We start from the raw sequence: 24648 nt of genomic DNA on the forward strand, positions 1-24648 counted from the left end.
CCCTACATGGTAGCCGTTGACGGCGTGCAGAACGGGTCAGTGGCCGTCTTGAAGGCCTTGCGTGAAAAATATTCAGGAAGTCGTTGACAGCCTGCGGATTCATCTTCACAATTGCGCCTCTGGAACGCCCAGGTGGCGGAATTGGTAGACGCACTAGTTTCAGGTACTAGCGGGTAAAACCGTGGAGGTTCGAGTCCTCTCCTGGGCACCAACGAAAAAACTCCTCGCTTCGGCGGGGATTTTTTTTGCCTGCGATCCGGCGATGGGGTCGGCCCTGGGTCGGATCCCTTTCCACGGGAAAGGGCTCTGACCCCAAGCAAATGAGAGGGGCCAGTGCCCGTTCCGCACGCGAAACGGGATCCGACCCCGGATCCAGAAAAAGTGTTGACACCTCCATAACAACACCCCATAATCTCGCTCCTCGACGCCCAGGTGGCGGAATTGGTAGACGCACTAGCTTCAGGTGCTAGCGGGGGCAACTTCGTGGAGGTTCGAGTCCTCTCCTGGGCACCATGTCGAGAAAGAAAACAACCCGCGCAAGCGGGTTTTTTCTTGCCTGTGATTCGGGCGTTTGTAGCGTCGACCGCGAACACCGTCAGAACAACGGCCGCAGCACCAGCTCCAGCCCGAGCAGCAGCAGGAATCCCAGGAAACAGGCACGGAACACCCGGGCACTGATCCGCTGCCGGATCACCTGCCCCAGCCACATGCCCAGCAATGCCGGCAGCACCGCCAGCGCACTCAGCCCCAGCTGCTGGATGCCGAATGCGCCGTGCAGCACCAGGCCGGTGGTCAACGAAATCGTCGACACCGTGAACGCCAGCCCCAGCGCCTGCACCAGCTCCTCGCGCTGCAACCCCAGCGACTGCAGGTACGGCACCGCCGGCATCACGAACACGCCGGTGGCGCCGGTCACCACGCCCGACAACGCGCCCACCAGCGGCCCCAGCCAGCGCTCGCGCCGCTGCGGCACGCGGAACACCGGCGCAAGCAACGCATAGGCGGCATAGACCACCAATGCCACGCCCAGCGCAACGCGCGACCAGGTGCGATCGACCCGCACCAGCAGCGCCGCCGACCCTAACGTCACCACCACCACCGCCAGCATCATCGGCCACAGCCGCCGCACGATGTGGCCCAGCGCTGGCCCGGACAACAGCTGCCACGCATTGGTGACAAAGGTAGGGATGAACAGCATCGATGCCGCCGCCACCGGCGACAGCGCGCCACCGAGCAGACCCATCGCCACGGTCGGCAACCCCATTCCGGTCACGCCCTTGACCACACCGGCCAGCACGAACACCACCACCAGCAGCACGTAGAAGTACATCGATTCATTCATGCCTTCATTGGATCGACCGGCCGCTCGGCGCACAATGCGGTGTTCCCGGCCTTGCCTTCGGCTGATCCGAAGGCGCAGGCCTTGCGATGAGGGCATTACATGCGGATGGATATCGCCGACCTACGCCTGTTCCTGGCGATTGCCGAGGCGGGCAGCATCACGGCCGGCGCAGCGCAGGCAAACCTGGCACTGGCTTCGGCCAGCGAACGCCTGCGCACGATCGAAGCCGATGCCGGCACCCCGCTGTTGAACCGGCATCCACGTGGCGTCAGCCTGACCGAAGCCGGTGCCGCCCTCGCCCACCATGCACGCCTGATCCTGCAACAGCAGACGCAGCTGCGCGGCGAACTGCAGGCGTTCGCGCATGGTGCGCGCGGCACCCTGCATCTTTATGCCAATACCGCAGCACTGACCAACTACCTGCCCTCGCGGCTGGCACCGTGGCTGGCCGAACGCCCACGCCTGCACGTGGAACTGCTGGAGCGCACCAGCCCCGAAGTCGTGCGTGCGATCAGCGCTGGCCAGGCCGAGGCCGGCATCATCAGTGATGCGGTCGACGCTGCCGGCCTGCAGCAGCATGTGGTCGCCGAAGATCCACTGGTGATGCTGCTGCCGGCCGACCATCACTTCGCATCGCGGCGCAGCGTGGCCTTCGCCGAGGTTGCCGGCGAGACCTTCGTCGCCCTGGCCGATGGCAATGCGCTGCAGACCTACATCGAGGACCAGGCGCGCGACATCGGGCGGCGCCTGGATGTGCGCATCCGCATGAAGACCTTCGAAGGCGTGTGCATCATGGTCGGCCACGGCATTGGCGTCGGCATCGTGCCGCGAACCATCGCCCGCCAGCATCGGCGCAGCACGCATACCGTCGCCGTGCCGCTCGCCGATGCATGGGCACAACGTCGCCTGTGTGCGTGTTTTGCCGAGTGGACGCAGCTGTCACCGGCGATGCGCAGCCTGCTGCATCACCTGGGCGTGCAGCCGCAGAAAAAAGCGTGAAATGTTGTTGACACATCTTCTGTCGTTCCCCATAATTCGTCTCCTGAGTCGCCCAGGTGGCGGAATTGGTAGACGCACTAGCTTCAGGTGCTAGCGGGGGCAACTTCGTGGAGGTTCGAGTCCTCTCCTGGGCACCATGACTCAGCAAATGATCAAACCCGCGCAAGCGGGTTTTTTCATTTCCGGGGTTTGCAGCGTCAACGCGATGATGACGTCCATGCGCCCACGGTAGATCCACGCTATGCGTGGATGCATCCGGTGTTCGCAGGAATGCACAAACAAGAACCCCGCCTTGCGGCGGGGTCAAAATACAGCACGTGTTTCCAGGGAGTTTTCAGTGCCCGCCACCGGCGGCCGCACCTGCGCCTGCACCGAACGGCGGTTTGGCCAGCCACAGGAACGCGATGATCGCCAGGAAGATCCAGCCCAGCAGGAAGAAGATGTCGTTGAAGCCCATCTGCGATGCCTGGTGGTTGATCATGTTGTTCAGTACCGCTGCGCCATGTTGCAGGTCGCCCTGCCCCATCGCTGCCACCTGGTCCTGCATGCCCGGCTGATAGACCGAGATGTGCTCGGTCAGGTCGGCATGGTGCACCTGGGTGCGCCGCGCCCACAGCCACGTCGTCAGCGACGCCGCGAAACTGCCGCCCAGCGTACGCAGGAAGGTGGCCAGGCCGGAGCCCGCCGCGATCTCGCGCCCATCCAGGTCCGACAGCAGGATCTGCAGCACCGGCATGAAGAACAGCGCGACGCCGATGCCCATGATCAGCTGTACGCCCGCTACATGGTTGTAGTCCACCTGCAGGTTGAAGTTCGAACGCAGGAAACTGGTCATCGACAACACGATGAACGCCACCGTGGCCAGCATGCGCATGTCGAAGCGTGATGCGTACTTGCCCACGAACGGGGTCATGATCACCGGCAGGATGCCGATCGGCGCCGTCGCCAGGCCCGCCCAGATCGCGGTGTAGCCCATGTCACGCTGCAGCCACTGCGGGATCAGCAACGCCACGCTGAAGAACGCCGCGTACGCCACCACCATCGCCAGCGTACCGGCGCGGAAGTTGCGATGCCGGAACAGCTTCAGGTCGACGATCGGATCCTTGTCGGTCAGTTCCCAGATCAGGAACACCGTCAGCGTCACCACCGCCACACACGCCAGCACCACGATCTTCATCGACGAGAACCAGTCCTCGTCATTGCCCAGGTCGAGCACCAGCTGCAGCGCACCAACACCGATCACCAGGGTGACCAGGCCGACGTAGTCCATCTTCGGCTTCTCGATGTGCTCCGGGCGCCCCTTCAACTGGTTGCCCACCACCAGTGCAGCGAAGATGCCCAGCGGCACGTTGATCAGGAAGATCCATTCCCAGCTGTAGTTGTCGGTGATCCAGCCACCGAGGATCGGGCCGCAGATCGGCGCCACCACCGTGATCATCGCCAGCAGCGCCAATGCCTGCCCGCGTTTCTCACGTGGATAGATCGAGACCAGCAGCGACTGCGTGATCGGGTACATCGGGCCGGCCACGAAACCCTGCAGCGCACGCGACAGCACCAGCATGCCCATGCTCTGCGCCAGGCCGCACAGCAGCGAGGTGATGACGAAGGCCAGCGTGGCCCAGACGAACAGCTTTCGTTCGCCGAAACGGCGGCTGAGCCAGCCGGTCAGCGGCAGCGCGATGGCCGTGCTGACCGCGAACGAGGTGATGACCCAGGTGGCTTGCTGCGAACTGGCACCGAGGTTACCGGCGATGGTCGGCAGCGAGACGTTGGCGATGGTGGTGTCGAGCACCTGCATGAACGACGCCATCGCCAGGCCCACGGTGCACAGGGCGACGCTGGGCGGCAGGAACCCGGAGGCCGCACCCGGCGCCGCCGGTGCGCCGGGCGCGGCTGGAGCTTGTGCGGACATGGCGACCTCAGCCCACCTTCGCCTGCTGCGGCAGGTTGCCCTGGATGATCGTGTGGATCACCTCATCGGCATCATGCAGCTGCTTGGCATACACGTCGGTGTCGAACACCGTGCCCTTGGCCGGGGTGCTCGGCAGCACTTCGCCCTTCTGGTCGCGCAGGCTCACTTCGGCCTTCATCGACAGGCCGATGCGCAGCGGGTGCTCGGCCAGCTGCTTGGCATCGATGGCGATGCGTACCGGCACGCGCTGCACGATCTTGATCCAGTTGCCGCTGGCGTTCTGCGCCGGCAGCAGCGAGAACGCCGAGCCGGTGCCCAGGCCCAGGCTCTGGACGCGGCCCTTGTACTTCACGTCACCGGCGTACAGGTCCGACTTCAGCTCCACTTCCTGGCCCAGACGCATGTGGCGCAGCTGGGTTTCCTTGAAGTTGGCCTCGACCCACATCTGCTCGGTCGGCACCACGGCCATCAGGGCATTGCCCGGCTGCACGCGCTGGCCGACCTGCACCGAACGACGGGCGACGAAACCGGTGACCGGCGCGACGATGCCGGCACGGGCGTTATTGAGGAAGGCCTGGCGCAGCTGCGCGGCGGCCGCCTGCACGTCCGGCTGGGTGGCGATCACGGTGTCGTCGACCAGCGCGCGGTTGCGCTCGACGGTCTCGCGCGAACCGGCCACGGCGGCTTCGGCAGCGGCCAGCTCGTCACGGGCATGGGCCAGCTCTTCGTTGGAGATGGCGCCGGTGGCGGCCAGATCCTTGCGACGGGCGAAATCTTCGCGCACGCGCTTCAGGGTCACCTGGCGGGCGTTCAAGTCCGCCTGCGCGCCCTCCACGCTGCGGTACAGGCCACGGGTCTGGCGCACGGTCTTGGCCAGGTTGGCTTCGGCCTGCTGCAGCGCCACCGAGGTGTCGGACGGGTCCAGCTGTACCAGCAGCTGGCCGCGCTCCACGCGCATGCCGTCATCGGCGTTGATGGCGACCACGGTACCGGCCACCAGCGGGGTGATCTGCACCTGGTTGCCCTGCACGTAGGCGTCGTCGGTCTCTTCGAACCAACGGCCGAACATGAAGTACCACAGTGCCAGTGCGGCAAGCAGCAGCACGACGATCACGAACAGGCCGCGCAGCAGGTTGCCGCGGCGGTTGGGGGCGGCCGGGGCCGCAGTGTCTTGGGTCTGGCTCATGGCGGAAGTCTTCAGGAATGCGAGGAATCGGAATGGGAGGCAATCGGTGCGCGGTCGGCGTCAGTGGGCTGGAAACCACCGCCCAGCGCCTTGCTCAGGCGCACCGAGGTCTGCACCTGCTGCGACTGCAGGCCGGCCAGCTGCTGCTGCGACTGCAGCAGGGTGGACTGTGCGGTCAGCACGTCCAGGTAGCTGCCGATGCCGGCGCGGTAGCGCTGCTGGGCCAGGTCGAAGGCCGAACGAGCGGTATCCACCGCCTGCTGCTGCGAGTGCGCCTGCTGCGCCAGCGAGCGCACCGCGTTGACCTGGTCGGCGACGTCGCGCAGTGCATCGAGCACGGTCTGGTTGTAGTTGGCCACCGCCAGGTCGTACTGCGCATCGGTGTTGGCCAGGTTGGCGCGCAGCTTGCCGCCTTCGAAGATCGGCAGGCTCAGCGCCGGGCCGATGTAGGCGAAGGTGGAGCTGCTCTTCAACAGGTCACCCACGTTCGGGGCGACCACGCCGGCCAGCGCGGTCAGGTTGAAGCTCGGGTAGAACTTGGTCTTCGCAACCTTGATCTGCTTGTCGGCCGCTTCCACGCGCCAGCGTGCGGCAACGATGTCCGGGCGACGACCCAGCAGTTCGCTGGGCAGCACGCCCGGCAACTGCAGTGCCATCGGGTTCAGTGCCTGCGGGCGCTGGATCGACAGGCCACGGTCCGGGCCCTTGCCGACCAGCGCGGCCAGCGCGGTGCGGGCGGCATCGATGCGCTGCTGCGCGGCCTGCACCTGCTGCTGCGCGGCGGGCACGCGGGCCTCGGCCTGGCGCACCTGCAGATCACTGTCGATGCCGGCGCTGCGGCGCTGGCGGGTCAGTTCCAGCGACTTCTGCGAGCGGCCCAGCTCTTCTTCGGCCACATCATTGAGCTGCCATGCATAGGCCAGGTCGGCATAGGCCTGGGTGATGCCGGTGGACAGGTTCAAGCGTGCAGCCTGGGCTTCGACAGTGGCGGCATGGGCGCCGTCCACGGCCGCTTCCCAGGCGGCACGCTTGCCACCCCACAGGTCCACGCCATAGCTGAAGTCGAAGGCGACCTGGCTGCTGCCGGCGTAATGGCCACCCATCTCGCTGCCGGCCATCGACTCAGGCAGGCGCAGGCCGGTATAGCCACCGGACACCGACAGGCTCGGCAGACGATCGGCACGCGCGGTACCCACCTGCGACTGGGCCTGGCGCAGGCGCGCGTCGGCGGCGTCCAGGCTCGGGTGACCGGCCAGGCCTTCGGCAACCAGGGCGTCCAGCTGTGCATCGCCCAGCGCCTTCCACCAGTCCTGCGCCGGGAAGCCGGTGGCGCTCAGGTCGGTGTCGGCCAGGGTGCGTTCGCTGTGCAGGCTGTCCACGTCGAGCACGTGGCCCTGCGGGTTGAGGCCACGACTGCTGGCGCAGGCGGCCAGGGCCAGGGCCAGCGCTGACACCAGCAGCGCGCGCCCGGACCGGCGGAGAGTGGAATGCGGGATCGGGTTCATGGGGTCGTCAGGGAATCGCGGATTCGGGTAAGGAGGGACAGCAGCAGCGTGCGCTCGTCGGCGGAAAGATCACGCAGGGCGTAATCCATCACCGCGTCGCCACGCAGCTTCAGCCGCGCCCACAGTGCGCGGCCTTCATCGGTCAGCACGATCTGCAGCGCACGCCGGTCCTGGGCATGCGGTTCGCGGCGAACGCAGCCCAGCGACTCCAGCTTGTCCAGCAGGCGGGTCACCGCACTGGGCACCTGGTCGATGGCCTGGGCCAGCTCGTTGGCCGTGCACGGGGCCATGTTGGAAAGCACCTTCAACCCGATGTAATGGGTGAAGCCGATACCCAGGTCTTCTTCAGCCATGGATGCGTCGAGTTGACGGACCAGGCCGTCGCGCACCTGGCGCAGCAGCAGGCCGAAGCTGGGGGGAGTGGTTGCAGGACAGATCATGGGGGAGCATTCTCTTCCAAAAAAAATATTTCTCAATGGAAATATTCGATCTGGCATCGAATGCTGTGTTGCAGCAGCGGGCTGGATCAATGAAGGCGCCTACCTTAATGATCTGGTCAGGTGGCCCGGCAGTACAATTCAGCCAATGGATGACACATTTCAGCCAGCGGATATGATGAACAAGGCAGAAATCCCCCCTTCCAAGCGGTTGTTGCGCGACGACGCGCTGGATTGGTTCGAGCGCAATGACGGGCCACCGGTTGTCGCTTTCCGCTTCGACAGCCCCCTGGGCCTGGTCCGCGAAGTGGACTGGCACCACCACCAGCGCGCGCAGCTGATCTGTGTCGAACGCGGCCTGCTGACCACCCGGACCTCGCACGGCACGTGGTCACTGGCGCCGGGCTCGGCCGGCTGGATGCCGCCGCTGGAGCCGCATACGGTCACCCTCGACGGCCCGCTGCGCGGCTGGGGCATGGCACTGGCCGCGCCGGCCTGCGCCACCCTGCCCGCCGATCCCTGCGTACTGGGCCTGTCCAAGCTGGCGCAGGCGCTGGCCGACCGCATCTGCGAATGGCCGCTGGGCTATGACACCACGCCCGAGCGCCAGCACATCATCGAGGTGCTGCTGGATGAGATCCGCACCGCGCCGCGCCAGCGCATGCATCTGCCGATGCCGCACGACCGGCGCCTGCTGAAGATCGCCTCGCAGCTGCTGGCCGACCCGTCCGACGAGCGCAGCCTGGCCGAATGGGCGCATTGGGCCGGCCTGTCGCCGCGCAGCCTGACCCGTCACTTCCGCGACGAGACCACGCTCAGCTTCGCCCAGTGGCGGCAGCAGGCCCGCCTGTCCGAGGCCCTGCGCCAGCTGACCGACGGCCGCAGCGTGGCCGACATCGCCCACGCGCTGGGCTTCAGCAGCGCCAGCGCCTTCGTCACCGTGTTCCGCCGCCACTTCGGGCTGCCGCCGGGGCGCTACCTGGCACGGGCCGGACACGGCCTGGAAACCGGGCTGGACCCTGCACGTGGCTTGGCATCCCCCGCCGCATCCGGATAATCACAGGATTGCGAGCGGCGACCGCCGTCGCCGCCTCCCGACAACAGGTAACAACGCCGCATGACCGAACTTGCCCGCCCCGTGTTCCACGGATTCGAACAACTGCCGCTGCGCGAGTACGCCGAACGCGCCTACCTCGACTACTCGATGTACGTGGTCCTGGACCGCGCCCTGCCGTTCATCGGCGACGGCCTGAAGCCGGTGCAGCGCCGCATCATCTATTCGATGAGCGAGCTGGGCCTGAATGCCGCGTCCAAGCCGAAGAAGTCCGCGCGCACCGTCGGTGACGTCATCGGTAAGTACCACCCGCACGGCGACAGCGCGTGCTACGAGGCGCTGGTGCTGATGGCCCAGCCGTTCTCGTACCGCTACCCGCTGATCGAGGGCCAGGGCAACTTCGGCTCCAGCGACGACCCGAAGTCGTTCGCGGCGATGCGTTACACCGAATCCAAGCTGACCCCGATCGCCGAAGTGCTGCTGGGCGAGCTGGGCCAGGGCACCACCGACTGGGCACCGAACTTCGACGGCACCCTGCAGGAACCGACCTGGATGCCGGCGCGGCTACCGCACCTGCTGCTGAACGGCACCACCGGCATCGCCGTGGGCATGGCCACCGACGTGCCGCCGCACAATCTCAACGAGATCGTCAGCGCGCTGCTGCACCTGCTGGACAACCCCGAGGCCAGCGTGCGCGACCTGTGCGAGCACGTGCAGGGCCCGGACTACCCGTCCAGCGCCGAGATCATCACCGCGACCAACGACCTGCGCAACATCTACGAGACCGGCAACGGCAGTGTCCGCGCACGTGCGACCTTCACCAAGGAAGCGCACAACATCGTGGTCACCGCGCTGCCGTTCCAGGTGTCGCCGTCGAAGGTGATCGAGCAGATCGCCGCGCAGATGCGCGCCAAGAAGCTGCCGTGGCTGGAAGACATCCGCGATGAGTCCGACCACGCCAATCCGGTGCGCGTGGTGCTGGTGCCGCGTTCCAACCGCATCGACGCCGACCAGCTGATGGGCCACCTGTTCGCCACCACGGACATGGAACGCAGCTACCGCGTCAACCTCAACGTGATCGGGCTGGACGGCCGTCCGCAGGTGAAGAACCTGAAGATGCTGCTCAGCGAATGGCTGACCTTCCGCAGCAACACCGTCACCCGCCGCCTGCAGCACCGCCTGCAGAAAGTCGAGCGCCGCCTGCACCTGTTGGAAGGCCTGCTGGTCGCGTTCCTCAACCTGGACGAGGTGATCCACATCATCCGGACCGAGGACGAACCGAAGGCGGCGCTGATCGCGCGCTTCGGCCTGTCCGACGACCAGGCCGAGTACATCCTGGAAACCAAGCTGAAGCAGCTGGCCCGCCTGGAAGAGATGAAGATCCGTGGCGAGCAGGACGAGCTGGCCAAGGAGCGCGAGAAGATCCTCGGCATCCTCGACAGCAAGGCCAAGCTGAAGAAGCTGATCCGCGACGAACTGACCGCCGACGCCAAGAAGTTCGGCGACGCACGCCGTTCGCCGCTGGTGCAGCGCCAGGCCGCGCAGGCCATCGACGAGACCGAGCTGGTGCCGAGCGAGCCGATGACCGTGGTGCTGTCGGAGAAGGGCTGGATCCGTGCCGCCAAGGGCCACGACGTCGATGCGTCCGCCCTGTCCTACCGCGACGGAGACGCCCTGCAGGGCGCGGTGCGTGCGCGCAGCACCCAGCAGGTCGCGTTCCTCGACAGCGAGGGCCGCGCCTACTCGACGCCGGTGCACACCCTGCCCTCCGCGCGTGGCAACGGTGAACCGCTGACCGGGCGCTTCTCGCCGGCAGCGGGTACCAGCTTCGTGACCCTGGCCAGCGCCGAACCGGACACCCGCTTCGTGCTGGCCTCCACCCACGGCTACGGCTTCGTCACCCGCTTCGAAAACCTGATCGGCCGCAACAAGGCCGGCAAGGCGATGCTGAACCTGTCGGCCGGCTCCACGGTGCTGACCCCGTCGGTGGTGGCCAACGTCGCCACCGACCGCATCGTGGCGGTGACCAGTTCCGGCAACCTGCTGGCGATCGCCGCCAACGACCTGCCGGAACTGGACAAGGGCAAGGGCAACAAGATCATCGAGATCCCGAAGGCCAAGCTTGCCACTGAACGCGTTGTCGCCATCGTGGCGATCAGCCCGGGGCAGACCCTGCAGGTACGCAGCGGCCAGCGCACCATGGGCCTGAAGTTCAACGAGCTCGACGCTTATCTCGGCGCCCGCGCCACCCGCGGCCACCTGCTGCCGCGCGGCTGGCAGAAGGTGGAAGGGTTGTCGGTGGAATGACCGGTAGTGCCGGCCGCTGGCCGGCAACTGTTGTATGCCTCTAGGATTCCACCTTGCCGGCCAGCGGCCGGCACTACCGGAAATCAGGGACGTCAGACACGAAAAAGCCGGGGCATTCCCCGGCTTTTTCGTTGTCGGCTGGCGGGCGGTGGAGCGGCTGGCTGGCGAAAGCTGGCTGGCGGTGCTCCGGTGCTGGCGGGCGACAGAACGCTGTACTTCTTCTGGTAGAGCCGGCCGCTGGCCGGCTGCATTTCGCAGAGCAGCCGACCAGCGGTCGGCTCTACCGGGTAGTCGCCGGGCATGGCCCGGCGTCACCTGCGGTCAGTGCGCCGGGGCACCGTTGCCGTCGATCTTGCTCAGCTGGTACAGCTCCAGGCCGATGCGCTTGATCAGGCCCAGCTGCTGCTCCAGCCACCAGGCGTGGTCTTCCTCGGTGTCCTTCAGCTGCGCCAGCAGGATGTCGCGGCTCACATAGTCGCCGTTCTCTTCGCACAGCTTCATGCCGGCGGCGAGATTGTTCCGAACCGCGTATTCAGTGTCGAGATCCTTCTGCAGCATCTCTTCCACGGTCTTGCCCGGCTCGGTGGCATGCGGGCGCATGTCCGGGTCGCCGCCCAGGAACAGGATCCGGCGCAGCAGCGCATCGGCGTGCTGGGTTTCCTCTTCCATCTCGTGGTTCAGGCGTTCGTACAGCGCGAACAGGCCCTGGTCCTCGTAGCGGCGGGAATGGATGAAGTACTGGTCGCGGGCTGCAAGCTCGCCGCGCAGCAGTTCCTTCAGGCAGGCGATGACGTCCGGGTTGCCTTTCATGGGGGGGCTCCTGTGAATCGATGTGGCATAGGGTGCCGCATTTCAAAATACGGTGATCTAATCGGAATCAGTCGCAGTTGCGCCTGCGGCTACAATCGGCCCACGAGTTCGGAAAGGACGTGCGATGCGACGTACATGGCGTTGGGTGCTGGGCGTGTTGGTCGCCATCGTGCTGGTCACCGCACTGGTCCTATGGCTGCTGCTGCGCGGCAGCCTGGCCGACCTGGACGGCGAGCATGCGCTGCCCGGGCTGTCCAAGCCGGTCACCATCGAGCGTGATGCGCTGGGCGTGGTCACCATCACTGCCGGCAGCCAGGCCGACGCGATGCGCGCACTCGGCCGCGTGCATGCGCAGGAACGCTATTTCGAGATGGACCTGATGCGCCGCAGCGCGGCCGGCGAACTGTCCGCACTGTTTGGCCCGAAAGCCATCGACGCCGACAAGCGCATGCGCGTGCATCGCCTGCGCGCCCGTACCGAGGCGAATCTGGATACCGCGCTGGGCGGCAACGGTGCGGTCGTGCGCGCCTATGTGGACGGTGTCAACGAAGGCCTTGCCGATCTCTCGGTGCGGCCATGGGCCTACCTGCTGCTGCGGCAGTCGCCGCAACCCTGGCAGGCCAGCGACAGCGTGCTGGCCGGGCTGGCCATGTACGCCGACCTGCAGGATCCGGGCAACCAGACCGAGCTTGCACTGAGCCGCATCCGCGCAGTGGTGCCGCCCGCGCTGTACGCGCTGATTGCCCACGACGGCACCGAATGGGATGCACCGCTGTTCGGCGAACCGACCGGCAACGCCACGCTCCCCGATGCCAGCCAGCTCGATCTGCGCACGTTGAAGGGAAAACCGGGCACCGCGCAGGAAGAAGCCGATGTCATCGGCAGCAACAACTTCGCGGTGGCCGGTGCGCTCACTGCCGACGGCCGCGCGATCGTCGCCGACGACATGCACCTGGGCCTGCGCGCGCCCGGCCTGTGGTTCCGTGTGCGCCTGCGCTATCCCGACCCGCAGGCCGCGGGTGGCCAGGTCGACGTCACCGGCTTCTCCCTGCCCGGCCTGCCGGCGGTGATCGTCGGCAGCAACGGGCACGTGGCCTGGGGCTTCACCAACAGTTACATCGACACCGCCGATTACCGCACGGAACCGGCCAACGCCGCGGTCACGGTGCATGAAGAGCGCATCGCCGTGGCCGGCCAGTCCGACGTGCTGTTCCCGGTGCGCGAAACTGCCTGGGGGCCGATCCTGCATACCCATGCCGACGGCAGCGGCGATGCGCTGCGCTGGGTCGCCCACCTGCCCGGCGCGGTGCGCCTGGACTTCGGTGACCTGGCCCGTGCCGCTGACCTGGACGGTGCCCTGCAGTTCGCCGACCGCGCCGGCATTCCCGCACAGAACCTGGTGGTCGGCGACCGCAGCGGACGCATTGCCTGGCGCCTGATCGGCGCCCGCCCGGATCGCGGACCCGGTTGTGCACCTGCGGGCTTCACCGCCACCAGCAACCAGGACTGTGCGCCGTGGCCGATCCGCAGCGATGCCGCACCGGCATTGATCGATCCCCCCAACCATCGCCTGTGGACCGCCAACGGCCGCGTCCTCGACGGCGAGGCGCTGGCTACCGTCGGCAATGGCGGTTATGACCTGGGTGCCCGCGCGCGGCAGATCCGCGACCTGTTGGCGATCCAGGAGCGCTTCGACGAACACGACCTGCTGGCGATCCAGCTCGACGACCGCGCCGTGTTCCTGCAGCGCTGGTGGGCCCTGCTGCACGACGTCATCGAACGCAGTGACGACCCTGCACTGAAGCGCTTGAAGGCGGTCAGCCATCAATGGGGCGGCCGGGCCTCGGCCAGCTCGGTCAGCTACCGGGTGGTGCGTGAGTTCCGCACGCAGGTGATGGATACCCTGTCCGATGCACTGCTGGCGCCGGCCAACGCGCAGCTGGGCGATGACTATCTGGATCCGCGCCTGGCGCAGCTGGAAGGTGTGGCCTGGCCGATGCTGCAGCAGCGCCCCGCCAATCTGTTGCCACCGGCCTACGACAGCTGGGACGCGCTGCTGCTTGAGGCCGCACGCCGCACCGAGAGCGAGCTGGCCAAGCAGGGCCCGCTGGCCCAGCGCACCTGGGGCGAACGCAACACCGCGGCGCTCTGCCACCCCATCGCACGGGCGTTGCCCGAGGTCGCCAAGCGCTGGCTGTGCATGCCCGCCGACCAGCTGCCCGGCGACCGTGACATGCCGCGCGTGCAGACGCCCAACTTCGGTGCCTCCGAACGCATGGTGGTCTCGCCCGGCCACGAGGCCGACGGCATCGTGCACATGCCCGGCGGCCAGAGCGGGCACCCGCTGTCGCCGTACTGGGGCGCCGGCCACGAAGACTGGGTGCATGGGCGGCCGACGCCCTTCCTGCCCGGCAAGACGCAGCACACGATGACGCTGGTGCCGGCGCAGTAGTACCGGCCGCTGGCCGGCAACCTCATGATGCTGGACACACCGGCATGGATGCCGGCCAGCGGCCGGCACTACCGTTCAACGCTCAAGCCCTGCGACGCTCGATCAGGTTCAGCAGCGGCCCGGTCATCGCCGTGGTCACCAGCGCCATGATCACCAGCACCGCGAACAGGCGGTCGCCGAGCAGGCCCAGCTCGTAACCCAGGTTGAGCACGATCAGCTCCATCAGGCCACGGGTGTTCATCAGTGCACCCAGCCGCCACGCCTCGCGCGTGGGCATGCCCGCGCTGCGCGCGGCACTGAAGGTGCCCAGCAGCTTGCCCGCCGTGGCCACCACGATCACCACCCCGCACAAGACGATGTCGCTGGCCTGCAGTGCATCGGCACGCATGCGCAGGCCGGTCATGGCGAAGAACAATGGCAACAGCAGGGTCACCGCAAACGGTTCGACGCGGGCCATCAACAGATCACGCAGCTGCGTGTTGGACGATACCGCGACACCCGCCGCGAATGCACCGAACAGCGCGTGGATGCCCAGCATTTCGGTGATCAGGGCACTGCCCAGCGACAACAGCAGAATGCCGAGCAGCCAGCGTCCTTCACGGCCCGGCGCGATCTGCTGGCGGGCGAACCACGGCTTCACCAGCCCCAGCATCAGCGCCACGAAGGCGACCACGCACAGCAGGTTGAGGCTGGCCGGCAGCCATCCACTGGCCTGTGCCGCCGCCACGATCAGTGCCAGCAGGCACCACGCGGTGGCATCGCCCAATGCCGCGCAGGCGATGGCGGTCTGCCCCAGCGGCGTCTGCGTGATGCCGCGGTCGGCAAGGATGCGCAGCAGCACGGGGAAGGCCGTGATACTCATCGAAATGCCAACGAAAAGCGCGAATGCAGTGAAGCCCACGCCCTGCGGGCCGTGCTGCGGATACAGCCAGATCGCGAGGGCGACGCCGAGCACGAACGGCACCGCGATGCCGGCATGGCTGACGGTGAAGGCGAAGCGTCGGCGGCCGCGCAGCGCCGCCAGGTCCAGCTCGGCACCGGCCACCAGCAGGAACATCAGCACGCCCAGCTGGCTGAGCATGCCCAGCGGGCCCAGCGAACTGACCGGGAACAGGGCACCATGCAACTGCGGCAGCAGACTGCCGAGCACCAGCGGCCCCATCATCAGGCCTGCGGCCATCTCGCCAATCACCGCCGGCTGGCCGAACCGCTTCAGCAATGCACCCGCCCCCTTGGCCACCAGCAACAACACCAGCAGCTGCAGCAGGAACAGGCCCAGCGGTGACGCCAGATGCTGCGCCCAGCTGCCTTCGGCAGCAACCGTGGCACGGGCGACCGCCTCGGGCGCCGCCGGCCCGGCATACCGCGCCAGCAGCATGCCGGCCAGCAGCGGGACACCGGCCCAGGCCAGATAACGCCATCCCCATTTCGTGGGCGGCGCGTTGCCGCCTGCCTGTACGTCCATGAACATTCCCCAATGCGCAGGGGGCGATCATACAAAAAGGGGACGGAGGGGATTAAGTCGTTTGTGCCACTAACGACTTAATCCCCTCCGTCCCCTTTTTGGGGCTTAGGCCAGTGCCTGCTCGTGCACGCCGGCAATCGCGCGTCCGGAAGGGTCAGCAGCTGCGGCGAAGCTGGCATCCCAGGCGATCGCCGCCGGCGACGAACAGGCGATCGACTTGCCGCCCGGCACGGTCTCGGCGGCCGCGCGGCTCGGGAAGAACTGCTCGAACAGGTGGCGGTAGTAGTACGCCTCCTTGGTCTGCGGCGGGTTGTGCGGGAAGCGCTTGTCGGCCGCCGCCAGTACACGGTCGCTCACCTGCGCCTCGGCATGCGCCTTCAGCCCGTCGATCCAGCCGTAGCCGACGCCATCGCTGAACTGTTCCTTCTGCCGCCACAGGATGCTGTCCGGCAGGTAGCCATCGAACGCCTCGCGCAGCACCGCCTTCTCGATGCGGCGGCCGCCAAAGCCGGCACCGACCATCTTGTGCGCGGCATCGAAGCGCATCGCCACATCAAGGAACTCACGATCGAGGAACGGCACACGCGGCTCCACGCCCCAGGCCATCATCGACTTGTTGGCACGCAGGCAGTCGTAGTTGTGCAGCGCGTCGAGCTTGCGCACCAGCTCGTCGTGGAATTCTCGCGCATCCGGCGCCTTGTGGAAGTACAGGTAGCCACCGAAGATCTCGTCGCTGCCCTCGCCGGAAAGCACCATCTTCACGCCCATCGCCTTGATCCGTCGTGCCAGCAGGAACATCGGCGTCGATGCACGGATGGTGGTGACGTCGTAGGTCTCGATGTGGCGGATCACTTCCGGCAGTGCATCAAGGCCTTCCTCGAAGGTGTATTCGAAGCCGTGATGCACGGTACCCAGCGCTTCGGCGGCGATCGCAGCGGCGGCCAGATCAGGCGAGCCCTTCAAGCCGATCGCGAACGAGTGCAGGCGCGGCCACCAGGCTTCGGTCTGCCCCCCATCCTCGATGCGGCGACGTGCGTAGCGCGCAGCCACCGCCGCCACCAGCGACGAGTCCAGGCCACCGGACAGCAGCACGCCGTACGGCACATCACTCATCAGCTGGCGTTCCACCGCATGCTCGAAGGCCTGGCGCAGTTCGGCCAGATCCGCCTGGCGGCCCTGCACGTCGGCATAGTCGCGCCACGGTTGCTGGTAGTAGCGCACCAGCTCACCACGGGCACTGTCGAAGTAGTGGCCCGGCGGGAACTGCGCGACGTCGGCACAGGTATCGACCAGCGCCTTCATTTCCGAGGCCACGCGCAGGCGCCCCTGGGCATCGTGGCCCCAGTACAGCGGCACCACACCGACCGGGTCGCGCGCCACCAGCACGCGTCCACTGTCACGGTCCCACAGCGCGAAGGCGAAGATGCCGTTGAGCTGTTCCAGCCACTGCGCCGGCGAGCCGCCCTGGCGGTACAGCGCATTGATCACCTCGCAGTCCGAGCCGGTCTGGAAGTCATAGACGGTGGTCAGCGCCGCCTTCAACGCCTGGTGGTTGTAGATCTCACCGTTCACTGCCAGCGCCAGCTGGCCATCGGCCGACAGCAGCGGCTGCGAACCGCCAGCCGGATCGACGATGGCCAGCCGTTCGTGGACCAGCAGCACACCTTCGTCGATGTACACGCCGCTCCAGTCGGGGCCACGGTGGCGCTGGCGTTGCGACAGTTCCAGCGCATGGCGGCGCAGGGAAGGAAGATCGTCACCGGCCTGCAGGCCGAAGATTCCGAAGATCGAACACATGGGGGAGCTCCTGTTGGGGAATTTCACGGGTGGGAAGGTGTTCGACCGGCCATCCAGGCCCGGGTAGGCTGCGCCCGGGCACAAAAAAACCCGCATCGGCTGATGCGGGTTTTCTGGTGTCCGGGCGTGTGTTGCTGTCTATCTACCCAGGGCGCAGTCCCGCATCGGCCGCGCACGATTATTCGCGCGCAGATTATTGCGGTTGTTGTTATTGACGGCGGTGGCCAGGCGGATCGACATGGCATCGACCCTACCCCGGTTTCCGGCGCGGCGCAACAGTTGCGTCGGCAACCACGCCTGGAGCGCATAATGGCCCGCCGTAGAACGTGTAACAGGAATGCAACACCGCAATGGATGCACCGGGGCACTGGCTGCCCTGCTCTGCCTGGGCCTGGCGGCCTGCCAGACCCTGGCCCCGCCTTCTACCCTGCCGCAGTCCCAGCAGCAGGCATTGGAACAACGCGGAACCGACGGCAGCTTCGAAGGTGCCTTCGATACCGCGCAAGCCTTCGAACGCTTCAACGATCCGCGCGCCATCGCCTACTACGAGCGTGCCGCAGCGATCACCCCTTGGACCTTCCACAACACCAAGGCGGAAGAAGCACTGGGCCGGATCTGGACCTCCGGCACGCTGCGCCATGCCGACAGCCCCCACGTCAACCCGTCGCCGGTGCTGCGCGCGTCCTGGCGACGTGGCGAGCGCGCCTATCTGGCGGCCGCCAACCACGGCAATCCCTATGCGTTCCACGGGCTCGCCAAGGCCTATCGTCAGCGGGGCGACGCGCAACAGGCGCTGCGTTGGGACCTGCGCGGAATGATCTACGAGCGCTACCCGAGTTCATCGTCACATCTACCGGATGCGGTAGCAGCACAGGGAGCCACCGTGCATCCACTGGTTGCGCAGATCCAGCGTCGCGCCGAACGTGGCGATGCCGAGGCGCAGGTGGACCTGGGCGCACTGCTGGAGAAAGGCATGGGACTGCCGCGCGATCCGGCGCGTGCGCTGCAGCTGTACCAGCGCGCCGGTGAGAAGGGCAATGTGTTCGGCCAGTACTTCGCCGGGCTGCTGCTGGGCCGCAGTGCGCCGGGGGTAGAGAAGGACACCGAGGCCGCGGCACGCTGGTTTGCCAAGGCAGAGGCGCAGCACTTCTACATGGCGGCGCCGAGTTACTGGAAGAAGGCGGTCGAGCCGCCGTTCTTCATTTTTTCGGAATAGTGCCGCCGGGAGGTGTGCCGACCAACGGTCGGCACCCACCTCAGCAGGACCGAGGCATCTCCACCGCGGGGTTCACGCCAGCAGCCGTTCCACCAGGCGCTGGTACAGCCCCGGCAACGCTTCCAGATCGTCCACGCGCACGTTCTCGTCCACCTGGTGGATGCTGGCGTTGACCGGCCCCACTTCGATGCACTGCGCACCCAGCGGCGCGATGAAGCGCGCATCGGACGTGCCGCCGCCGGTGCTTTCTTCCGGCGCACGGCCGATGTGCTCGGCCAGCACCGCGCGCGCGGTGGCGCGCAGCGTGCCTTCCGGGGTGTAGAACGGCTCGCCGCTGCGATGCCACTTCAGCGTGTACTGCAGGCCATGCCGCTCCAGCAGTGCGGTGATCTCCGCCTCCAGCTTCGGCGCATCCCAGTGCGGGTTGTAGCGGATGTTGAAATCCACTTCGAGCTCGCCGGGAATCACGTTGTTGGCACCGGTGCCGGCGTGGATGTTGGAGATCTGCAGGCTGGTCGGCGGGAAACTCTCGTAGCCTTCGTCCCAGCGCCGCGCGCTCAGTTCGGCCAGGGCCGGAGCGGCCTGGTGAATCGGGTTGCGTGCCTTTTCCGGATACGCCACGTGGCCCTGCACGCCCTGCACGCGCAGCTTGGCCGACAGGCTGCCACGACGCCCCACGCGCAGCAGGTCACCCAGCGTCGCGGTCGACGACGGCTCGCCGGTGATGCACCAGTCGATGCGCTGGCCGCGCTCGGCGAACAACCGTGCGACGTGGCGCACGCCATCGATGGCGTCGCCTTCCTCGTCGCTGGTCAGCAGCACCGCCAGCGTACCGGGATGATCGGGATGCGCGGCGACGAACTGCTCGGCGGCCACCACGAACGCGGCCACGCTGCCCTTCATGTCGGCGGTGCCACGGCCATACAGCACGCCATCGCGGATCTGCGGCGTGAACGGGTCGCTGGTCCAGGCCTCGCGTGGGCCCGTTGGCACCACGTCGGTGTGGCCCAGCAGGACCAGTACCGGCGCGCCCTGGCCGTGGGTCGCCCACAGATTGTCGACCTCGCCCAGGCGAAGGTGATCGCACTGGAACCCGGCCTGCTTCAGGCGTGCCGCCAGCAGGGCCTGGCAGCCAGCATCATCGGGCGTCACCGAGGGGCGTGCGATCAGTTCGCAGGTCAGGTCGAGGACCGCGCTCATGCGTCACCCACACCGAAGCGGGCCTTGAAGCCGCTGTCACTGAAACCCTGGCTGACCGCGCCGTCGGCGGTGACCACCAGCGGGCGCTTGATCAGCTGCGGGTACTCGCGCAGCAACAGCTTCCATTCGGCCTCGGAATCGGCGGCCTTGCGGTTGTCCGGCAGCTGCCGCCAGGTGGTGGAGGACTTGTTGACCATCGCGGCCAGGCCACCCAGCTGCGCTGCCCACGCAAGCAGCATTTCCGGGCTGGGTTTGTTGTCGCGGTAGTCGATGAAGGTGTACGGCACACCGAAGCGGTCCAGCCACTTGGTCGCCTTCTTGCAGGTATCGCAGTTCTTCAAACCGTAGACAGTGGTGCTCATGGCCATCTGTGATGCTGGAAAACAGAGGGCCAGAATCTCACAACAGGCGCTCGGACACGACCCGGAACGGCACCCGTGGCAGCAGGAAGGCCAGCCCCTCGGCCAGGTTCACGCCCATCGCCTGCAGGCGCGGGCACTGCAGCTCGCCATCCAGCTGCAGCGGCTGCAGGCGGTCGATCTCCACCGGCAGCGCGATGCGGGTGCTGGCCCAGCGACAGTCGCAGGTGCGGGCGATGGCCTCGTCCTGGCAGGTCAGGAAGCGCAGCAGGGCCTGATGGCCACCGAAGGCAGCCGTCCACGCCGCATCCTCCCAGCCCACAGCGGCCTGCCACTGCAGGAGCAGCCCCGGCGCACTGCCCTGCCCGCCTTCGATCCGGGTGTGCCCACCGCCATCGGCGCCCACCGCATGCTCGAAGCGGGTGGACAGATGCGGCTGCATGGCATCGCTGAAGGCACGCGCGCCGGCCACGAAAGCCAGCTGGTCCATCACGTTGCGGTCGAACAGCACCACCGGTGTCCCGTCCGGAGCGTCATCACGACGCAGGTACCAGCGCCAGTTGCTCTGCCTTGGCGACGGCATCAGGGAACGCAGCGGCCCGGCCAACGCGGGCCCGAAGTGGCCGTGACGGTAACTGAGGATGGTGTAAGGCGTACGTCCGGCATGGACCACGTAATGATGGCCCGGCGGTGGCGATGGTGCGTGGCGCACGTCGACCCACCAGCTCACGTAGACCACGTCGCGCACATCACTGACCAGCGCCGGCATCGGCCAGCGCCGCGACAGTGCGCGGCGCAGCCGGGTCCAGCGCGGGGCGTGCAGCAGGCGCGGCAGCATCCGCCCGAACAGGGTGTCGGACGGATGCTGGTAGATCGCGGACTGCGCCAGATCTTCCGGCGCAGTCACGTTCAGTCGGCCAGGCCGCGCAGCAGGTCGTTGACGCTGGTCTTGCTGCGGGTCTTGGCATCAACCTGCTTGACGATCACCGCGCAGTACAGCGAATGGGTACCGTCCTTGCTCGGCAGCGAGCCGGACACCACCACGCTGTACGGCGGGATGTAGCCGTAGGTGATTTCGCCGGTGGCACGGTTGTAGATACGGGTGCTCTGGCTGAGGAACACGCCCATGCCGATCACGCTGTGGTGACCGACCACCACGCCTTCCACCACTTCCGAACGGGCACCGATGAAGCAGTGGTCCTCGATGATGGTCGGGCTGGCCTGCAGCGGCTCCAGCACGCCGCCGATGCCGGCGCCGCCGGACAGGTGGCAGTGCTGGCCGATCTGCGCACAGGAACCGACAGTGGCCCAGGTATCGACCATGGTGCCTTCGCCAACGTAGGCGCCGATGTTGGTGAAGCTCGGCATCAGCACCACGTCCTTGCCGAAGTAGGTACCGCGGCGGGCGATCGCGCCCGGCACCACGCGCACGCCACCACGGCGGAACTTCGCTTCGTCATAGCCGGCGAAGCGCGATTCGACCTTGTCCCAGAACGGCGCCGGGCGGGCGTCGACCACGGCCATGTCGTTGACGCGGAAGTACAGCAGCACGGCCTTCTTCAACCATTCGTTGACCTTCCAGCCGCCCTGGCCGTCCGGCTCGGCGACGCGGAACTCGCCGCTTTCCAGGCCGTCGATCACGCGGTTGACCAGCGGCTTGGTCGAGCCTTCCAGCTCATGCAGGGTCAAGGTGGCGCGGCGCTCGAAGGCACTCTCGATGCCGAACTTCAGTTCTTCCACGCCCGGGGCCGACGGCTTGCGCAGCGACTTGCGGGCGATGGTTTCGGCGCGGACGGCTTCGGCGCTCTTGGCCGGCGCCGGCTTCTTCACAGCACGCTTCACCGCCGCCGTTTTCTTCGCCGGGGCCTTCACCGCAGCAGCCTTCTTCGGCGCGGTGGTCTTCTTCGCGGCCGGTGCGGCGGCAGCAGGTTTCCGGGCCGCTGCGCTCTTGGTGGTCGCGGCGGTCTTCTTGGCGGGCTTGGTGGCCATCAGGCGGGGTCTCCGGCGTTTCGATCAGGGTCCAGGCAGGCCAGCATCGCGTCATGCAGCTGCTGCCGGGCAGGTTCAGTCAGGGGGAGGTCGTGTTCGTCACTGATCACGAAGGTGTCTTCGGCGCGTTCGCCGAACGTGGCAATGCGCGCATCATGCACGCGCAGGCCCTGGTTGCGCAGCACGAACGCCACATCGGCCAGCAGGCCGGGGCGGTCGGGGGCGACCAGGGCAAAACGGGTTGCGCCCGGCTCATCGCGAAACTCGATGCGCGGGGCGAAACGGAAGTGCCGCAGCTGCCGTGGCACCACCCGGCGTGACGGCCGCAGGCGCGACAGGTCACCGCTGAGTGCCTCGCGCAGCGCCGCTTCCAGGTTGGCACTGCTGCCATCGGCGAAGGTATCGGCCGGGTTCACTTCGAAGGTATCGAAGATGGTATCGGCCGGACCGTCCAGCACGCGTGCGCGGTGGATGCCGTAGCCCTTGCGGTCCAGCGTCATCACGATCGCGGCGAACAGGCCGTCGCGGTCCGGCGAATGCACGAATACTTCCAGCGCGGGGTCGTCGACACTGATCCGGCGTACCTTCACCAGCGCCTGGCCCTGCTTCACCGGCACCAGCGCGGCGGCCTGCCAGGCCAGCTGTTCCGGGCGCAGGCGGATGAAGCCCTCATCAGGCATCACCGCGAACTGGCGGTCGATGGTGGCATCGTCGTAACCCCGCTCGCGCACCAGCGCACGCACGCTGTCACGCGCTTCGGCCACGCGCTCGGCCGCCGGCACCGGGTGTTCCAGCCCCTCGCGCAGCGCGCGCCGGGTGGCGAAGTACAGGTCGGCCAGCAGGCGGTCCTTCCAGGCATTCCACAGCTTCGGGCTGGTGCCGGCGATGTCGGCGCAAGTCAACAGGTACAGGTAGTCCAGGCGGTCGCGGCTGCCGACCAGGGTGGCGAAGCGATGGATCACCTCCGGGTCGGCGATGTCCTGCTTCTGCGCGGTCACCGACATGCGCAGGTGCTGTTCGACCAGCCACGCCACCAGTTCGGTATCGGACGTGCTCAGCGCATGCGCCTGGCAGAACACGCGCGCGTCCACCGCGCCCAGCTCCGAATGGTCGCCGCCACGGCCCTTGGCGATGTCATGGAACAGGCCGGCCAGCAGCAGCAGCTCCGGCTTGCGCAGGCGCGGCCACACTTCATGCGCGATCGAGAAGCGCTCGTCGGCACGGCTGCTGGCGAACAGGCCGATATTGCGCAGGACCATCAGCGTGTGCTGGTCGACGGTGTAGACATGGAACAGGTCGAACTGCATGCGCCCGCTGACCTGGGCAAACGCGGGAATCCACTGGCCAAGCACGCCCAGCCGCGCCATGCGCGAGAGCGTATCGACCGGGCGCTGGCCGCGCAGCAGCGCCAGGAACTGCTCGCGCGCATCGGCGTCGGCCTGGTCGTAGGCCGGCAACAGCGGCAGCGCTTCGGCCAGCGCGCGCGCGGTCAGCGAATGCAGGCCGCGCACCTGCGGGTTGTTGGCCCAGCTGGCAAACAGCGCGAACACCTGGCCGATATCACCGCGCGGCCAGTCGGCCTCGTTGGCCGCCAGGTAGCCACGGCGCAGGGAAAAGCCCACGGTCAGCGGTTCCGGCTGGGCCTCGCCATCGAACTGCTCCTCGAAGCGCTGCAGCAGGCGGTCGCTGATCCGGCGCACCACCAGCGCAGCGCGGTAGAAGCCCTGCATCATCTTCTCGACACCGAGGTTCTCGGCATCGTCTTCGAAGCCCAGGCGTGCAGCCAGGGTCTTCTGGTAATCGAAACGCAGGCGTTCTTCCGGGCGACGCGCGACCAGATGCAGGCCAAAGCGCAGCCGCGCCAGCACCGCACGTTCGCGCTTCAGCGCTGCGGCTTCGTCAGCGCCCAGATGACCGAGCCCGACCAGCGCCTCCAGGTCACGCACGCCGAAGGCACGCAGTGCCATCCAGCCCAGCGTGTTGAGGTCGCGCAGGCCACCGGGGCCATCCTTCAGGTCCGGCTCCAGGTTGTCGGCGGTATCGCCGAAACGCTGGTGGCGGTTGCGCAGCTCTTCCAGCTTGGCCAGGAAGAACGCGCGTGCCGGCCACAATTCCCGATCGTCGATGGCCTCGCGCAGCGCGCGGCGCGCCGCATCATCGGCCAGGATCGGGCGCGCCTCGATCAGCGCGGTCAGTACGGTCTGGTCCGCCGCCGCCTCGCGGCACTGCGGCGCCGAACGCACCGCATGGCTGACCGCCAGCCCGCAGTCCCACAGCAGGGCGAACAGGCGTGCCAGTGCCGATTCATGCGCCAACTGTGCCGGCGGATCGCCGAACACCAGCAGGTCGATGTCCGACCGCGGGAACAGTTCACCGCGGCCGTAGCCCCCCACCGCGAACAACGACAGCCCGCTATCGGCTGGCAGGCAACGCTGCCACGCCAGCCGGATCAGATGGTCGGCGGCGCGCGCGCGCAGCGCCAGCAGGCGCTCGATGTTGTCGCCCTGGTCGAAGCGGCGGTACAGGCGGGCGTCGGCCTGCTGCAGCGCCTGGCGCGCGGCAGCAGCCCAGTCCGGGTCGTTGAGCGACGCGGCCGGCGTGTCCAGCAGCGAACTCGC

18 protein-coding genes and 3 tRNA genes are annotated in these 24648 nt (G+C 67.3%); 8 read left to right on the forward strand and 13 right to left on the reverse strand.

The window, feature by feature from the left end:
* The first annotated feature begins 126 nt into the window (after positions 1–126).
* Together AC13GF_RS00595 and AC13GF_RS00600 are read left to right on the forward strand one after the other, a co-directional pair.
* Positions 127–211 (forward strand) — tRNA-Leu (locus AC13GF_RS00595).
* A 215-nt stretch (positions 212–426) separates the two neighbouring features.
* Positions 427–513 (forward strand) — tRNA-Leu (locus tag AC13GF_RS00600).
* A gap of 82 nt (positions 514–595) precedes the next feature.
* On the opposite strand, the gene AC13GF_RS00605 is transcribed toward AC13GF_RS00600, so the two are convergent.
* Positions 596–1342 (reverse strand): sulfite exporter TauE/SafE family protein, encoded by a 747-nt coding sequence (locus AC13GF_RS00605; protein WP_483002731.1) that lies wholly within the window; start codon positions 1340–1342, stop codon positions 596–598.
* Between the two features lie 99 nt (positions 1343–1441).
* Between AC13GF_RS00605 and AC13GF_RS00610 the strand changes: the two genes are divergently transcribed.
* Entirely contained in the window at positions 1442–2341 is a 900-nt protein-coding gene (locus AC13GF_RS00610; RefSeq protein WP_483002732.1) for a LysR family transcriptional regulator, read from the forward strand.
* A gap of 50 nt (positions 2342–2391) precedes the next feature.
* A tRNA-Leu gene (locus AC13GF_RS00615) sits at positions 2392–2478 on the forward strand.
* A 197-nt stretch (positions 2479–2675) separates the two neighbouring features.
* On the opposite strand, the gene emrB is transcribed toward AC13GF_RS00615, so the two are convergent.
* Genes emrB through emrR form a run of 4 tightly spaced genes read right to left on the reverse strand, consistent with a single transcriptional unit; the run spans position 2676 to position 7384 of the window.
* Positions 2676–4253 (reverse strand): multidrug efflux MFS transporter permease subunit EmrB, encoded by a 1578-nt coding sequence (gene emrB / locus AC13GF_RS00620; protein ID WP_483002733.1) that lies wholly within the window; start codon positions 4251–4253, stop codon positions 2676–2678.
* A gap of 7 nt (positions 4254–4260) precedes the next feature.
* On the reverse strand, positions 4261–5439 hold the full coding sequence (emrA, locus tag AC13GF_RS00625) for a multidrug efflux MFS transporter periplasmic adaptor subunit EmrA (RefSeq protein ID WP_483002734.1): 1179 nt from the start codon (positions 5437–5439) through the stop codon (positions 4261–4263).
* A gap of 11 nt (positions 5440–5450) precedes the next feature.
* Positions 5451–6944 (reverse strand): multidrug efflux transporter outer membrane subunit EmrC, encoded by a 1494-nt coding sequence (emrC, locus tag AC13GF_RS00630; protein ID WP_483002735.1) that lies wholly within the window; start codon positions 6942–6944, stop codon positions 5451–5453.
* Positions 6941–7384, reverse strand: a complete 444-nt coding sequence (gene emrR / locus AC13GF_RS00635; protein ID WP_126928107.1) for a multidrug efflux system transcriptional regulator EmrR — start codon at positions 7382–7384, stop codon at positions 6941–6943. The genes emrC and emrR overlap by 4 nt, the downstream gene beginning before the upstream one ends.
* 172 nt (positions 7385–7556) lie before the next feature.
* On the opposite strand from emrR, the gene AC13GF_RS00640 reads away from it, so the two are divergent.
* Both AC13GF_RS00640 and parC read left to right on the forward strand, forming a co-directional pair.
* Positions 7557–8438 carry a helix-turn-helix domain-containing protein gene (locus AC13GF_RS00640; protein ID WP_185959191.1) on the forward strand — a complete coding sequence of 294 codons (882 nt, stop codon included), beginning with the start codon at positions 7557–7559 and terminating at the stop codon, positions 8436–8438.
* Between the two features lie 60 nt (positions 8439–8498).
* Positions 8499–10742 (forward strand): DNA topoisomerase IV subunit A, encoded by a 2244-nt coding sequence (gene parC, locus AC13GF_RS00645; protein ID WP_483002736.1) that lies wholly within the window; start codon positions 8499–8501, stop codon positions 10740–10742.
* Between the two features lie 321 nt (positions 10743–11063).
* Here the strand turns inward: parC and bfr are convergent, their stop codons facing one another.
* Positions 11064–11552 (reverse strand): bacterioferritin, encoded by a 489-nt coding sequence (gene bfr / locus AC13GF_RS00650; protein ID WP_010486279.1) that lies wholly within the window; start codon positions 11550–11552, stop codon positions 11064–11066.
* 124 nt (positions 11553–11676) lie between these two features.
* Here bfr and AC13GF_RS00655 point away from each other — a divergent pair, with 124 nt between their 5' ends.
* Positions 11677–14004 (forward strand): penicillin acylase family protein, encoded by a 2328-nt coding sequence (locus AC13GF_RS00655; RefSeq protein WP_483002737.1) that lies wholly within the window; start codon positions 11677–11679, stop codon positions 14002–14004.
* 82 nt (positions 14005–14086) lie between these two features.
* Here the strand turns inward: AC13GF_RS00655 and AC13GF_RS00660 are convergent, their stop codons facing one another.
* Together AC13GF_RS00660 and asnB are read right to left on the reverse strand one after the other, a co-directional pair.
* A complete protein-coding gene (locus AC13GF_RS00660) occupies positions 14087–15475 on the reverse strand; it encodes a cation:proton antiporter domain-containing protein (RefSeq protein ID WP_483002739.1) in 1389 nt (462 codons plus the stop codon).
* A 99-nt stretch (positions 15476–15574) separates the two neighbouring features.
* Positions 15575–17266, reverse strand: coding sequence for an asparagine synthase B (gene asnB, locus AC13GF_RS00665; protein ID WP_483002741.1), 1692 nt, complete (start codon positions 17264–17266; stop codon positions 15575–15577).
* Between the two features lie 337 nt (positions 17267–17603).
* Here asnB and AC13GF_RS00670 point away from each other — a divergent pair, with 337 nt between their 5' ends.
* On the forward strand, positions 17604–18482 hold the full coding sequence (locus AC13GF_RS00670; protein WP_483002743.1) for a tetratricopeptide repeat protein: 879 nt from the start codon (positions 17604–17606) through the stop codon (positions 18480–18482).
* A gap of 72 nt (positions 18483–18554) precedes the next feature.
* On the opposite strand, the gene dapE is transcribed toward AC13GF_RS00670, so the two are convergent.
* Genes dapE through AC13GF_RS00695 form a run of 5 tightly spaced genes read right to left on the reverse strand, consistent with a single transcriptional unit; the run spans position 18555 to position 24639 of the window.
* Complete coding sequence (dapE, locus tag AC13GF_RS00675; RefSeq protein ID WP_483002745.1) at positions 18555–19682, reverse strand: succinyl-diaminopimelate desuccinylase; 1128 nt, start codon at positions 19680–19682, stop codon at positions 18555–18557.
* Positions 19679–20050 (reverse strand): arsenate reductase, encoded by a 372-nt coding sequence (locus tag AC13GF_RS00680; RefSeq protein WP_483002746.1) that lies wholly within the window; start codon positions 20048–20050, stop codon positions 19679–19681. Before AC13GF_RS00680 ends, dapE begins: the two co-directional genes overlap by 4 nt.
* Before the next feature lie 31 nt (positions 20051–20081).
* Entirely contained in the window at positions 20082–20948 is an 867-nt protein-coding gene (locus AC13GF_RS00685; protein WP_483002748.1) for a hypothetical protein, read from the reverse strand.
* 2 nt (positions 20949–20950) lie between these two features.
* Positions 20951–22030, reverse strand: coding sequence for a 2,3,4,5-tetrahydropyridine-2,6-dicarboxylate N-succinyltransferase (gene dapD / locus AC13GF_RS00690; protein ID WP_483002750.1), 1080 nt, complete (start codon positions 22028–22030; stop codon positions 20951–20953).
* Entirely contained in the window at positions 22030–24639 is a 2610-nt protein-coding gene (locus AC13GF_RS00695) for a [protein-PII] uridylyltransferase (protein WP_483003677.1), read from the reverse strand. The genes dapD and AC13GF_RS00695 overlap by 1 nt, the downstream gene beginning before the upstream one ends.
* Positions 24640–24648: the final 9 nt, after the last annotated feature.

The organism is Stenotrophomonas sp. 22LJNL06-5-1 (assembly GCF_056861455.1).